Here is a 13,699-nt window from a genome sequence, read left to right as displayed (position 1 = left end):
GACCTCACAGACAGGGGGCTGGCCAGTGGTGAACGACTCGCTCAGCAGCACCGTCGTCGTCCCTGACGACACCAAGGAGCTCTCGCGGCTCGCCAAGCTGTTCCCGGTCCGGGACGGCGAGAAGCCGTGGACCGCGCGTGAGGTCAAGGACGTCGCCGACGACCTCGTCTCCGACATCGACCGCCTGACGAGCGAGCTCGCCGTCGCGGACGCCGAGCTGTCCGACCTCCTGCGCAACTCGGGGGACGGCGCGGGGGACGACCAGGCCGACTCCGGCTCGTCGGCGCTCGAGCGCGAGCAGGAGCTCACGCTCGTCAACAACACGCGGGACATGCTCGCGCAGACGCAGCACGCGCTCCAGCGGATCAGCGCGGGCTCGTTCGCGACGTGCGAGTCGTGCGGCAAGGCGATCGGCAAGGCGCGCCTGCAGGCGTTCCCGCGCGCGACGCTGTGCGTCGAGTGCAAGCAGCGCGAGGAGCGGCGCTGACGCGTCGTCCGCCGGCCCGGCGCCCGTAGACTCCTGCGGTGCCTTCCACCCTCCCCGACGGGGACCTCCCGGACGAGTCCACCGCCGACACGGGCGTGGGGGTCGCCCCCGTGACGGACGAGTCCGGTGCCGAGCGCGTCGTCGAGCCCGTCTCGGCCCCTGAGCGGCGCCGTCGGCTCGTCGCGCTGCTCCTGGGTCTGGCGGTCGGCGTCCTCGTCGTCGACCAGCTCACGAAGGCGTGGGCGCTGAGCGTTCTCGACGCCGAGCGGCGTGACGTGCTCGGCTCGCTCCTGGGTCTGCAGCTCGTGTTCAACAAGGGCGCGGCGCTGTCGATCGCCGAGGGCATGACGTGGGTGCTGACGCTCGTCGCGGTCGCCGTCGTCGTCGTGATCGTGCGCGTGGCGCGTCGGATCGGCTCCACCGCCTGGGCGGTCGCGCTCGGGCTGCTGCTGGGCGGCGCGGTGGGCAACCTCGTCGACCGTCTGGCGCGCGAGCCGGGCTTCGCGCGCGGGCACGTCATCGACTTCATCGCGTACCTCGACTGGTTCGTGGGCAACGTCGCCGACATCGCGATCGTCGTCGCAGCGGGTCTGGTCGTGCTGCTCGTCGCCCGTGGCGTGCGCGTCGACGGCACACGCGAGTCCGACCACGACGCGCACCCGGGTGCCGCCGAGGACGCGGAGCGGGCCCGTGGCTGACGTCCGGAGCCTGCCGGTGCCCGACGGGCTCGCGGGCGAGCGGGTCGACGCCGGCCTGTCGCGGCTGCTCGGCGTGTCGCGCACGCGCGCCGCGGAGATCGCCGAGGCCGGTGGCGTGCAGCTCGACGGGCGCGCGGTCGGGAAGTCCGACCGGCTCGTGGCCGGTGCGTGGCTCGAGGTCGAGATCCCGTCGGCGGCGCCCGCCGTGGCCGAGGTCGTGCCCGAGCCCGTGCCGGGGATGGCGATCGTGCACGACGACGACGACGTGGTCGTCGTCGACAAGCCCGTGGGCGTCGCGGCCCACCCGTCGCCGGGCTGGACCGGACCCACGGTCGTCGGCGCGCTCGCCGCGGCGGGCTACCGGATCTCGACGTCGGGCGCGGCCGAGCGGCAGGGCGTCGTGCACCGTCTCGACGTCGGGACGAGCGGGCTCATGGTCGTGGCGAAGAGCGAGCACGCCTACACCGCGCTCAAGCGCGCGTTCAAGGAGCGCACGGTCGACAAGGTCTACCACGCGCTCGTGCAGGGCCACCCGGAGCCGACGTCGGGCACGATCGACGCGCCGATCGGCCGGCACCCGAGCCACGACTGGAAGTTCGCCGTGGTCGCGAGCGGCAAGCCGTCCGTCACGCACTACGAGCTGCTCGAGGCGTTCCCGGCGGCGTCGCTCGTCGAGGTGCACCTCGAGACGGGGCGTACGCACCAGATCCGCGTGCACTTCTCGGCGCTGCGCCACCCGTGCGTGGGCGACCTCACGTACGGCGCCGACCCCGCGCTCGCGCGCCGTGTCGGGCTCGAGCGGCAGTGGCTGCACGCGGTGCGGCTCGGCTTCGAGCACCCCGGCACCGGGCGGTGGCTCGAGGTCGAGAGCCGGTACCCGGACGACCTGCAGCACGCGCTCGACGTGATCTCCGCCGGGTATCGCTGACTCGCCCGGCGCGGGCGGCCGGGGTGTCCCCGGCGCGACCTAGACTCGGGCGCGTGGCAGCAGGAGCAGCAGTGCAGGACCCGTCCTTCGTGCACCTCCACGTGCACACCGAGTACTCGATGCTGGACGGTGCCGCGCGGCTGGGCCAGCTGTTCACCGAGGTCGAGCGGCTGGGGCAGAAGGCGATCGCGACGACCGACCACGGGTACCTGTTCGGCGCGTTCGACTTCTGGTCCAAGGCCACGGCGGCGGGCGTCAAGCCGATCATCGGCGTGGAGGCCTACGTCACGCCCGGTACCAGCCGGTTCGACCAGACGCGTGTGCGGTTCGGGCAGCAGGGGCAGGAGTCCGACGACGTCTCGGCGCGCGGCTCGTACACGCACATGACGCTGCTGGCCCGCAACAACGAGGGTCTGCACAACCTGTTCCGCGCGAGCTCGCTGGCCTCGCTCGAGGGCCAGATGGGCAAGTGGCCCCGCATGGACCGGGACCTGCTCCAGACGTACGGCAAGGGCCTGATCGCGACCACGGGCTGCCCGTCGGGGGAGGTCCAGACGCGCCTGCGTCTCGGGCAGTGGGACGAGGCCGTGCGTGCCGCGGGTGAGCTGCAGGACATCTTCGGCAAGGAGTACTTCTACGTCGAGCTCATGGACCACGGGCTCGACATCGAGCGCCGCGTGTTCAAGGACCTGCTGCGGCTCGCGGAGGCCATCGGGGCGCCTCTGCTCGCGACGAACGACCTGCACTACGTACGCGAGGAGGACGCCTCGTCACAGGAGGCGCTGCTCGCCATCAACTCGGGCTCGGCGCTGACGGAGCCCAGCTACGAGCAGGGCGGCAACCGGTTCGCGTTCGAGGGCACCGGCTACTACGTGAAGTCGGCGCAGGAGATGCGCCGCATCTGGGCGGAGCTGCCCGAGGCGTGCGACAACACGCTGCGGATCGCGGAGCAGTGCGAGGTGTCGTTCGACACCAAGGCGAACTACATGCCGCACTTCCCGGTGCCGGACGGCGAGGACGAGGTCAGCTGGTTCGTCAAGGAGGTCGAGCGCGGCCTGCACCGGCGCTACCCCGGCGGCGTGCCGGACGCGTCGCGCAAGCAGGCGGAGTACGAGACCGAGGTCATCCTCCAGATGGGCTTCCCGGGGTACTTCCTCGTGGTCGCGGACTTCATCAACTGGGCCAAGGAGCAGGGCATCCGCGTCGGGCCGGGCCGTGGCTCCGCGGCGGGGTCGATGGCCTCGTACTGCATGGGGATCACGGAGCTCGACCCGCTCGAGCACGGTCTGATCTTCGAACGCTTCCTCAACCCGGAGCGCGTCTCGATGCCCGACGTCGACGTCGACTTCGACGAGCGTCGGCGCGGTGAGGTGATCCGGTACGTCACGGAGAAGTACGGCGAGGACCGCGTCGCGCAGATCGTCACGTACGGCACCATCAAGGCCAAGCAGGCCCTCAAGGACTCGTCGCGCCTGCTGGGCTTCCCGTTCGCGATGGGGGAGAAGCTCACCAAGGCGATGCCGCCCGCGGTGATGGGCAAGGACATCAGCCTGGGCGGGATCTTCAACCCGGAGGACCCGCGCTTCGCGGAGGCCGAGGAGTTCCGCCAGCTGCACGCCGCGGACCCGGACGCGCAGCGCGTGGTCGAGCTCGCCAAGGGCATCGAGGGGCTGAAGCGCCAGTGGGGCGTGCACGCGGCGGGCGTCATCATGTCGAGTCACCCGCTGATCGACATCATCCCGATCATGCGCCGCCCGCAGGACGGCGCGATCATCACGCAGTTCGACTACCCGACGTCCGAGGGCCTCGGCCTGATCAAGATGGACTTCCTGGGGCTGCGCAACCTCACGATCCTCGACGACGCGCTCGAGAACATCGTGATGAACGGCAAGGACCCCGTCGAGATCGAGAAGGTCGCGCTCGACGACCCGGCGACGTACGAGCTGCTCGCCCGCGGCGACACCCTGGGGGTGTTCCAGCTCGACGGCGGTCCCATGCGCGCGCTGCTGCGCCAGATGCGGCCCGACAACTTCGAGGACATCTCGGCCGTCATCGCGCTGTACCGCCCCGGCCCGATGGGCATGAACTCGCACACGAACTACGCGCTGCGCAAGAACGGGCTGCAGCAGATCGAGCCGATCCACCCGGAGCTGGCCGAGCCGCTCGCGGAGGTCCTCGACGAGACGTACGGCCTGATCGTCTACCAGGAGCAGGTGCAGAAGGCCGCGCAGATCCTCGCGGGCTACTCGCTGGGTCAGGCCGACCTGCTGCGCCGCGCGATGGGCAAGAAGAAGAAGGAGATCCTCGACAAGGAGTTCGTGCCCTTCCACCAGGGCATGTCCGAGCGCGGCTACTCCGACGCGGCGATCCAGGCGGTGTGGGACACGCTCGTCCCGTTCGCGGGGTACGCGTTCAACAAGGCGCACTCCGCCGGGTACGGCCTGGTGTCGTACTGGACGGCCTACCTCAAGGCGAACTACCCGACCGAGTACATGGCGGGTCTGCTCACGAGCGTGCGCGACGACAAGGACAAGTCGGCGCTGTACCTCGGTGAGTGCCGGCGCATGGGCATCACGGTCCTCCCGCCGGACGTCAACTCGTCGTCGGCGAACTTCACGGCCGTCGGCGTGGACATCCGGTTCGGGCTCACCGCGATCCGCAACGTCGGCGCGAACGTCGTCGACGCGATCGTGCGCACGCGTGAGGAGAAGGGCGCGTACACGTCCTTCCAGGACTTCCTCGACAAGGTGCCCGCGGTCGTGTGCAACAAGCGGACCATCGAGTCGCTCATCAAGGCGGGCGCGTTCGACTCGCTGGGCCACGCGCGCAAGGCGCTCCTGCTGGTGCACGAGCAGGCGGTCGACGCGGTCATCGGGGTCAAGCGCAAGGAGGCCGAGGGGCAGTTCGACCTGTTCGCCGACGTCTTCGGGGGCGACGACGAGGCGGGCTTCCAGGTCGCGATCCCGGACCTGCCGGACTGGGACAAGAAGCAGCGCCTCGCGTTCGAGCGGGAGATGCTCGGCCTGTACGTGTCCGACCACCCGCTGTCCGGGCTCGAGCACGTGCTCGCGCAGTCGGCGGACGTGTCGATCGCGACGCTCAACGCCGACGAGCAGCGGCCGGACGGCTCGACGGTCGTCGTGGCAGGGCTCATCACGAGCCTGCAGCGCAAGATGTCGAAGCAGGGCAACGCGTGGGCGGCCGTCACGATCGAGGACATGGAGGGCTCGGTCGAGGTCATGTTCTTCGGCGAGACCTACGTGGCGTACTCCACGGTCCTCGCGGAGGACGCGGTCGTCGTCATCAAGGGCCGCGTGCGGCGGCGCGACGAGACCATGCAGCTGCAGGCCATGGAGGTCACGCTCCCGGACATCGACGTCGCGGCCGACGCGCCGGTCGTCGTGACGCTGCCCGTGGCGCGCTGCACCCAGCCGGTCGTCGAGCGCCTCAAGGAGGTCCTGACGACGCACCCGGGGGTCACCGAGGTGCACCTGCGGCTCACGCAGCCGGGGCGCGCGACGGTCATGCGGCTGGACGACGGCCTGCGCGTGACGCGCAACCCGTCCCTGTTCGGCGACCTCAAGGCGTTGCTGGGCCCGGGCTGCCTCACGGGGTGACCCCCGGGGCGGGTGTTCCGGCTCAGAGCTCCACGGTCACGCGCTGCGGGCCCCCGGGGAGGTCGACCTCGACCTGGTCGCCGGGCCGCAGCTGGCGGCCGCGGCGCGTCTCCGGCTCGCCGTTGACCGTGACGGCGCCGTCGTCGAGCAGCGCGCGGGCGTGCCCGCCGGACTCGGCGAGGTTCACGAGCTTGAGGAACTGGCCGAGTCGGATCGGCTCGTCGGTGGTACCCACGTGCCCAGTGTGCGGCACGGCGCGGCGGGCGACTACATATCACCATTGCGTTATATAACGCGTCGTGCAAATATGGCGGGATGCACCCGATGGACGCGCTCGGCGACCCGGTCCGCCGCCGCCTGGTGGAGCTCGTCAGCACGGGCGAGCGGCCGGCCGGCGACCTCGCCACGGCCGTCGGCGACGAGTTCGGGATCAGCCAGCCCGCGGTGTCCCGGCACCTGCGCGTCCTGCGCGAGGCCGGTCTGGTCGAGTCCCGTCCGCGCGGGACGGTCCGCCTCTACGCGCTGCGGCCGCAGGCCGTCGACGAGGTGGCGCGCTGGGCCGACGACCTCGTCCGGGCGTGGCGGCCGCGCCTCGACGCGCTCGCGACCGAGGTCGCCCGGGGACGACGCGAGACACGGGTCCGCGACGACACGCGCGCGGCGCGCCCCACCACCACACCGCACGAGGAGGACGCATGACACGCACACCCGGCAACCCGACGCCGGAGGCACTCGGCCCGGACGGCACCGTGCACGTCGACGCGGAGGGCGCGCGCGTCGAGTTCCGGCGCCGCTACCCCTGCACGCCCGAGGACCTGTGGTCGGCGATCACGGAACCGGCGCGTGCCCGCCGGTGGCTCGGCGCGCTGCACGGCGACCTGCGGGCCGGCGGCTCCTACGAGCTGCGCATGGGAGAGGACCACCCCGACGCGGACGACGTCGCGCACGGCGACGTGCTCGTGTGCGAGCCGCCTCACGTGCTGGAGCTCACATGGTCCTTCCCCGGTGAGCGGACGTCGCACGTGCGGGCGCAGCTCGAGGCGGCCGGTGACGGGGCCGTGCTCACGCTCGTCCACACGGGTCTCGAGCCCGCCGCCGCCCGCGGCTACGGCGGCGGTTGGCACGTCGTGCTCGACCAGCTCGACGACGACCGCGCCGGACGGCCCGTTCGGGCCTGGGACGCGCTGTACGACGAGCGTCGCGCGCGCTACGACGTCTGACCGCAGCCCGGACGACCGCAGCCCGGACGACCGCAGCCCGGACGGCCCCGACGCGGCACCGCGCGCGACCTAGACTCGGGGGCATGATCTCCCGCATCGACCTGCGTGGTCGCACGCTGTCCCGACGTGAGCTCCTCGCCGAGCTGCCCCGCGCGGAGGTCGACGTGGAGCACGCCGGCGCGCAGGTCGCGCCGATCCTCGAGGCGGTCCGGGACCAGGGTGCCGCTGCGCTGCGCGACCTCGCCGAGCGGTTCGACGGCGTGCGGCCCGAGTACCTGCGGGTCCCCGCGCAGGCGCTCGCGGACGCGCTCGACCAGCTCGACCCGCAGGTCCGCGCCGCGCTCGAGGAGACGATCGTCCGCGTCCGGACGGTGCACGCCGCGCAGCGGCCCACCGACTTCACGGTCGAGGTGGCCCCGGGCGCGCAGGTGCGGCAGCGCTGGATCCCGGTGCGGCGCGTCGGTCTGTACGTGCCGGGCGGTCTCGCGGTCTACCCGTCGTCCGTCGTGATGAACGTGGTCGCGGCGCAGGAGGCCGGCGTGGGTGCGCTCGCTGTCGCGAGCCCGCCGCAGAAGGACCGGGGCGGGCTGCCGGACGCCACGGTCCTGGCGACGTGCGCGCTGCTCGGCGTCGACGAGGTGTACGCCGTGGGCGGCGCGCAGGCGGTCGCCATGTTCGCGTACGGCGCGGTCGGCGAGACCGCGGCGGACGGCGACGTGCTGTGCGAGCCGGTCGACGTCGTGACGGGCCCGGGCAACGTCTACGTCGCGGCCGCGAAGCGGCTCGTGCGCGGGGTGGTCGGCATCGACTCCGAGGCCGGTCCCACCGAGATCGCCGTCCTCGCCGACGGCACGGCCGACCCCGTGCACGTCGCGGCGGACCTCATCAGCCAGGCGGAGCACGACCCGCTCGCGGCCTCGGTGCTCGTCACGCCCAGCATCGAGCTCGCGGGGGCGGTCGAGTCGAAGCTCGTCGACCTCGTCGAGGCGACGACGCACCGGGCGCGCGTCGCGACGTCCCTGTCCGGCACCCAGTCCGCGATCGTGCTCGTCGACGACCTGGAGGCGGGGCTCGCGGTGGTGAACGCGTACGGCGCGGAGCACCTCGAGATCCAGACCGCCGACGCCGCGGCGGTCGCGGAGCGTGTGACGAGCGCGGGCGCGATCTTCGTCGGACCGTTCTCGCCGGTGTCGCTCGGCGACTACATGGCGGGTTCGAACCACGTCCTGCCGACCGGTGGCTGCGCGCACTTCACGAGCGGGCTCGGCGTGCACTCGTTCGTGCGCGCGGTCCAGGTGATCGAGTACGACGCGGACGCGCTCGGGGCCGTGGCGGACCGCATCGTCGCGTTCGCGGACGCCGAGGGTCTGCCCGCGCACGGCGACGCCGTGCGGGCGCGGTTCTGAGCGCCGGTGGGCGCCGTGGACCGCGCCGACCGGCCCGGGGGCGGTCGGCCTAGGATCGCCGCCGTGACCGACCTGTCGACCAGCACGTCCGGCGCGCAGCGCCTGCCGATCCGGCCCGAGCTCGCGGGGCTCGAGCCGTACGGCGCGCCGCAGCTCGACGTGCCCGTGCTGCTCAACGTCAACGAGAACCCGTACGCGCCGTCCGACGAGGTCGTGGCCGACATCGCCGCGGCCGTCGCGCACGCGGCGCGCGGGCTGAACCGGTACCCGGACCGCGACTTCGAGGCGCTGCGCTCGGACCTGGCGGCGTACCTGCTCGCGGAGTCGGGCGTCGCTCTCGGCCCGGAGCAGATCTGGGCGGCGAACGGCTCGAACGAGGTCATGCTGCACCTGCTGCAGGCGTTCGGCGGGCCGGGGCGCACCGCGCTGTCGTTCGCGCCCACGTACTCGATGTACCCCGAGTACGCGCGCGACACGAGCACGGAGTGGGTCGCGGGCCGTCGCGCGGAGGACTTCAGCCTCGACCCGCGGGCCGCGCGGGCCGCGATCGCCGAGCACGCGCCGTCGGTCGTGCTGCTCGCGAGCCCGAACAACCCCACGGGCACGGCGCTGCCGCTCGACACCGTCCGCGCGGTGCTCGACGCGGCCGCGCAGGTCCCGGGCGGCTGCGTCGTCGTCGTCGACGAGGCGTACGGCGAGTTCCGGCGGACCGGGACGCCGTCCGCGCTCGAGCTGCTGGCCGCGTACCCGCACCTCGCGGTGAGCCGCACGATGTCCAAGGCGTTCGGTCTCGCGGGCGCCCGGGTGGGTTACCTCGCCGCGGCGCCGGCGCTCGTCGACGCGTTGCGCGTCGTCCGGCTGCCCTACCACCTGTCGGCGGTCACGCAGGCGGTCGCGCGGGCCGCTCTCGCGCACTCGGCGGAGCTGATGGCGCAGGTCGGCGCGCTGCGCGAGGAGCGGGACGCCCTCGTCGTCTGGCTGCGCGCGCGCGGGCTGCAGGTCGCGGACTCCGACGCGAACTTCGTGCTGTTCGGCCTCTTCGACGACCGGCGCGCGGTGTGGCAGGGTCTGCTCGACCGTGGCGTCCTGGTCCGAGAGGTCGGACCGCCGGGATGGCTGCGGGTGTCGGTCGGGACCCCGGACGAGACGCAGGCGTTCAAGGACGCCCTGGTGGAGGTGGCAGGACTGTGAGCCCTTCGACGGACCCTTCGAGCCGGACGCGCCGCACGGCACGCATCGAGCGCACCACGAGCGAGTCGAGCGTCGTGGTCGAGCTCGACCTCGACGGCACGGGCCGCACGGACATCTCGACGACCGTGCCCTTCTACGACCACATGCTCACCGCGCTCGGCAAGCACTCGCTCATCGACCTGACGGTCAAGGCGACGGGTGACACGCACATCGACGCGCACCACACCGTCGAGGACGTCGCGATCTGCCTCGGCGAGGCGCTGCGCGAGGCGCTCGGCGACAAGCGCGGCATCTCGCGGTTCGGCGACGCGCTGGTGCCGCTCGACGAGGCGCTCGCGCAGGCGGTGGTCGACGTGTCCGGGCGGCCCTACCTCGTGCACACCGGCGAGCCGCCCGGGCAGGAGTACCACCTGATCGGTGGCCACTTCACAGGTTCGCTCACGCGGCACGTGCTGGAGTCGATCGCGCACCACGCGGCGTTCTCGATCCACGTGCGGGTGCTCGAGGGGCGCGACCCGCACCACATCGTCGAGGCCCAGTTCAAGGCCCTGGCGCGGGCGCTGCGGTTCGCCGTCCAGCTCGACCCCCGGGTGGAGGGCGTGCCCTCGACGAAGGGCGCGCTGTGAGCGCGTCGCAGACCCCGCGTCCCGGTGAGGCCGGACCCGACGAGCCACGCGAGCCCGCGACGTCGGGCGGTTCGGACGAGGCGGCGGCGACCGGCGACGACCTCGAGGGCCTGGGCGACCTCGTCGTGCCCGACGACCTGTCGGGGCTGCTCGACGACCCTGCGCAGGAGCCCACCGTCGCGCTCGTCGTGACGCAGGTCGCGGCGCCCGAGCCGCTCGCGGCCGCGTGCGCGATCGCGCACGTCGAGATCGACGCGGTCCCGACGCCCGTGGGCGCGGTCGCGGTCCTGCGGGACCCGGCCGCCGCCGACGCGGGCGCGGCCGCGATCTCGCAGCTGCTGCGCCAGACGCCGGTCGTCCTGCTGACGCGCCGCGAGGGGCAGATCGCCGCGGCGCGGTGGGTCGGTGGCGCACGGGACGACGAGCTGCCCGCGGGGCTCGTGCTCGCGGACGCCCCGCCCGTGCTCGAGGACCTGCTGCTGGGCTCGGAGCAGGCCTCCGCGGTGCCGGGCGTGGTGACGAGCGTCGGCATGTCCCGGTGGCAGGCGATGCGCGCGCTCGCGCGCGGTCGCAAGCGCTGACCGGCGGCCCGTCCGACGCCCCTCCCGGCGGCGTGTCGAGAGGGTCGTCGAGGTCCCGTGTCACACGCGGCGCGAACCCGGACATCCCTGTGGTGAACGACCGACCACAGGAGGAACCGACGATGACGCTGCACGAGCCCCTGACCGACGACGACCTGCGCGCCCGCCTCGCGGCCGCGGACCCGTGGTCCGCCCCGGACCTCGACGACGTGCTGGCCCCGCTCGTGGCCCGGCACGCGACGGCCGACCGCGCTCCCGCCCCGGTGACCCGCCTGCCGCTGCGCCACGCGCGGCGCTGGGCCGTCGCGGGCACCGGTACCGCGGTGGCCCTCGCGCTCACGGCGGCGGGGGTCGCGTCGGGTGCGTGGACCGGCGAGCACGCGGGCGGCACGCCCGACGGTCTGCTGGTGGTCGACGGCGTGACGTACCGGAACGAGAGCGGCACCGACACGTCCGAGATGCTCGACCTGTCGCACCCCGACGCCCCGGCGGTGGTCGCGTCGCTCGCACCGCGCGACGAGCCGCTGCCGGCGTGGCTGACCTGGGACGAGGTCGCGGCGTACGTCCTGCCCGTGCCCGTCGACGAGCCGAGCGTGACGTCCGCCGACGGCATCACGGCCTCCCTGCACTCGGTCGCGGGCGCCGCGTGGCAGGCGCAGTGGTTCGCTGCCCGCGCGGCGGGCGACGACGTGTCGGCCGCTCGCGCGCTCGACGCGTGGGAGGCGGCGCTCGAGGCGACGCGGTGGGCGTGGGAGGAGGAGTCGTGGAAGGGCCGGGAGCGGCTCGTCGCCGACGTGCGCGCGGGTGACGCGGCTGCGATGCTCCAGGACCTCGAGGCGAACGGGGTCGCGGACTTCGTCGAGCGGATCGGCGCGGACGGCGACCCCGCCACGACCGACGAGCTCCCGGGGCTCGACCCCGCGGGAGCCGGCCTCGCGGGGGACGGCCGGTGAGTGCGCAGGTCAGCCACCTGGTGGCGCCGCGAGACGAGATCGATGGCACCGAGCGGGCGGCGACCCCGGTCGCAGCCGTGACCCGCTCCGACGACCGGGTCACGGTGCTCGTGCGGACGTTCGGGCCGCGCGTGCTGGGCTACCTCGCGCGGCGCGTGCGGCACCGGGAGGACGCCGCGGACCTGTTCTCGCAGACGCTCGCGACGGTGTGGCGTCGCCGCGACGACGTGCCGTCGGACGACGACGAGGCGCTCGCCTGGATGATCGGGGTCGCGCGGCTCACGCTGGCGAACGGCGCACGGGCCGCGCGACGGCGCGACGCGCTGGTGCGACGGCTGCGCGACGAGATCGTCGTGCGTGCGGCGCAGCGGCCCGGCAGCGAGGTGGGCGAGCAGGTGCGGGACGCCCTCGCGCGCCTGTCGGAGCCGGACCAGGAGATCCTGCGGCTCGACGCGTGGGACGGGCTGACCGGCGACCAGATCGCGACGGTGCTCGACCTGACGCCCGCGGCTGCGCGACAGCGGCTGTCGCGGGCGCGCGGGCGGCTGCGGGCCGTGCTCGAGGCGGACGGCGCGGCGGCGTCGCGCTAAACGATTCCGGGTCCCGCGGTCGGGGTGCGGCGGTGCTTGTCTCGGACCTGTTGGTCCGAGCGTCCGCCGCGCCCCGACACCGCCGTCGGGGACCGGTCTCCGGGCACCGTGCACGGCGGGCGTCACACGGAAGGACTCCTCCATGAGCCGCAGTCCACGACTCAGCCCCGCTCCACGAATCAGCCCACTTCCACGTCGCAGCCCACGTCTGCTGGCCGCCTCGGTCGCGCTCGCCGCGCTGCTGGCGCTGCTCACGCTCGCGACGGCCCAGCCGGCCGCGGCGGACACCGAGATCTGCGAGCAGTACGGCACGACGACCGTCCAGGGTGGCCGCTACGTCGTCGGGAACAACCGCTGGGGCACGAGCGCGACGCAGTGCATCTCGGTCAACGACCGGGGCTTCCGCATCACGCGCGCCGACGGGCAGACCGCGACGAACGGCGCCCCGAAGTCCTACCCGACGATCTACGCGGGCTGCCACTACGGCACGTGCTCGAGCTCAGAGGTCATCGGCCCGAACGGCGTGCGGGTGTCCGACTCGCGGTTCGCGTCGATCCAGACGAGCGTGTCGATGACGTACCCGTCGAGCGGCACGTACGACGCGGCGTACGACATCTGGTTCCACCGGTCGCAACCGAGCGCGACGACGGGCCAGAACGACGGCGCGGAGCTGATGATCTGGCTCAACCGGCAGGGGTCGATCCAGCCGATCGGCTCGAAGGTGGCCACCGTGAACCTCGCGGGCTCGACGTGGGACGTGTGGTTCGGCAACACCGGCTGGAACGTCGTCTCCTACGTGCGCACCTCGACGGCCGGCTCCGTGAGCTTCTCGGTCAAGACGTTCTTCGACGACATGCTCGCGCGCGGCTACGGGCAGTCGTCCTGGTACCTTACGAGCGTCCAGGCGGGCTTCGAGCCGTGGATCGGCGGGACGGGTCTGGCGGTGACGGACTTCTCGGTCACGGGCAACGGCCAGCCGCCGACGCAGACCACCCCGCCGCCTACCCAGACCACGCCGCCGCCGGGCGGCTCGTCCGGCTCGTGCTCGGCGACGTACGCGCTCGTCGGGTCGTGGGGCGGCGGGTTCCAGGCGAACGTCACCGTGAAGGCCGGGTCGAGCGGCGTCACCGGGTGGACGGTGCGCGGCACGCTGTCGTCCGGCTCGGGCGTCCAGAACGTCTGGAACGGCCGGTCGACGGGGTCGGGCTCGTCGCTCGTCGTGGCGAACGAGTCCTACAACGGCTCGCTCGCACCGGGCGCGTCGACGACGTTCGGGTTCGTCGGGACGGGCAACGCGCCGTCGTCCCTGGCGCTCACCTGCGGGTGACGCGCCGACGACGTCTCGCCCGCTGGTAGACGCGGCGGGTCGGTGGGCACGCGCGGGTAACCTGGGCGCGTGCCC

14 protein-coding genes are annotated in these 13,699 nt (G+C 73.3%); 13 read left to right on the top strand and 1 reads right to left on the bottom strand.

The annotated features are described in order from the left end of the window. Positions 1-25 precede the first annotated feature (25 nt). The 4 genes from CUD01_RS02865 to dnaE are packed head-to-tail and all read left to right on the top strand — an operon-like array spanning position 26 to position 5,730. Complete coding sequence (locus tag CUD01_RS02865; RefSeq protein WP_232514637.1) at positions 26-487, top strand: TraR/DksA family transcriptional regulator; 462 nt, start codon at positions 26-28, stop codon at positions 485-487. Positions 488-525: 38 nt separating this feature from the next. Beyond that, complete coding sequence (locus CUD01_RS02860; protein ID WP_371860746.1) at positions 526-1,185, top strand: signal peptidase II; 660 nt, start codon at positions 526-528, stop codon at positions 1,183-1,185. Further along, positions 1,178-2,113 (top strand): RluA family pseudouridine synthase, encoded by a 936-nt coding sequence (locus CUD01_RS02855; RefSeq protein WP_141318554.1) that lies wholly within the window; start codon positions 1,178-1,180, stop codon positions 2,111-2,113. Before CUD01_RS02860 ends, CUD01_RS02855 begins: the two co-directional genes overlap by 8 nt. A 53-nt stretch (positions 2,114-2,166) precedes the next feature. Further along, positions 2,167-5,730 carry a DNA polymerase III subunit alpha gene (gene dnaE / locus CUD01_RS02850; RefSeq protein WP_141318552.1) on the top strand — a complete coding sequence of 1,188 codons (3,564 nt, stop codon included), beginning with the start codon at positions 2,167-2,169 and terminating at the stop codon, positions 5,728-5,730. Between the two features lie 22 nt (positions 5,731-5,752). Here dnaE and CUD01_RS02845 read toward each other — a convergent pair whose 3' ends face one another. Beyond that, positions 5,753-5,965, bottom strand: coding sequence for an RNA-binding S4 domain-containing protein (locus CUD01_RS02845; protein WP_166772119.1), 213 nt, complete (start codon positions 5,963-5,965; stop codon positions 5,753-5,755). Between the two features lie 89 nt (positions 5,966-6,054). Here CUD01_RS02845 and CUD01_RS02840 point away from each other — a divergent pair, with 89 nt between their 5' ends. The 9 genes from CUD01_RS02840 to CUD01_RS16935 all read left to right on the top strand — a co-directional run bounded on the left by CUD01_RS02840 (position 6,055) and on the right by CUD01_RS16935 (position 13,624). Then, positions 6,055-6,429: an ArsR/SmtB family transcription factor gene (locus CUD01_RS02840; protein ID WP_307722660.1), complete on the top strand. Its 375-nt coding sequence runs from the start codon at positions 6,055-6,057 to the stop codon at positions 6,427-6,429. Continuing rightward, complete coding sequence (locus CUD01_RS02835; protein ID WP_141318548.1) at positions 6,426-6,950, top strand: SRPBCC family protein; 525 nt, start codon at positions 6,426-6,428, stop codon at positions 6,948-6,950. Before CUD01_RS02840 ends, CUD01_RS02835 begins: the two co-directional genes overlap by 4 nt. Before the next feature lie 83 nt (positions 6,951-7,033). Then, on the top strand, positions 7,034-8,356 hold the full coding sequence (gene hisD / locus CUD01_RS02830) for a histidinol dehydrogenase (RefSeq protein ID WP_094179834.1): 1,323 nt from the start codon (positions 7,034-7,036) through the stop codon (positions 8,354-8,356). A 63-nt stretch (positions 8,357-8,419) separates the two neighbouring features. Further along, positions 8,420-9,547, top strand: coding sequence for a histidinol-phosphate transaminase (locus tag CUD01_RS02825; protein ID WP_244937621.1), 1,128 nt, complete (start codon positions 8,420-8,422; stop codon positions 9,545-9,547). Continuing rightward, positions 9,544-10,173: an imidazoleglycerol-phosphate dehydratase HisB gene (hisB, locus tag CUD01_RS02820; RefSeq protein ID WP_244937620.1), complete on the top strand. Its 630-nt coding sequence runs from the start codon at positions 9,544-9,546 to the stop codon at positions 10,171-10,173. The genes CUD01_RS02825 and hisB overlap by 4 nt, the downstream gene beginning before the upstream one ends. Next, entirely contained in the window at positions 10,170-10,754 is a 585-nt protein-coding gene (locus CUD01_RS02815; RefSeq protein ID WP_307722659.1) for a hypothetical protein, read from the top strand. The genes hisB and CUD01_RS02815 overlap by 4 nt, the downstream gene beginning before the upstream one ends. 122 nt (positions 10,755-10,876) lie before the next feature. Next, positions 10,877-11,707 carry a hypothetical protein gene (locus CUD01_RS16725; RefSeq protein WP_174773807.1) on the top strand — a complete coding sequence of 277 codons (831 nt, stop codon included), beginning with the start codon at positions 10,877-10,879 and terminating at the stop codon, positions 11,705-11,707. Beyond that, positions 11,704-12,297 (top strand): RNA polymerase sigma factor, encoded by a 594-nt coding sequence (locus CUD01_RS02805; protein WP_208405420.1) that lies wholly within the window; start codon positions 11,704-11,706, stop codon positions 12,295-12,297. The genes CUD01_RS16725 and CUD01_RS02805 overlap by 4 nt, the downstream gene beginning before the upstream one ends. A gap of 142 nt (positions 12,298-12,439) precedes the next feature. Continuing rightward, entirely contained in the window at positions 12,440-13,624 is a 1,185-nt protein-coding gene (locus CUD01_RS16935) for a GH12 family glycosyl hydrolase domain-containing protein (protein WP_141318547.1), read from the top strand. Positions 13,625-13,699 lie beyond the last annotated feature (75 nt).

This window comes from Cellulomonas uda (genome assembly GCF_006538705.1).
In the GTDB taxonomy this organism is placed as follows: domain Bacteria; phylum Actinomycetota; class Actinomycetes; order Actinomycetales; family Cellulomonadaceae; genus Cellulomonas; species Cellulomonas uda.
The sequence above is the reverse complement of the archived record's forward strand: the minus strand, read 5'-3'. Positions and strand labels throughout refer to the sequence as shown.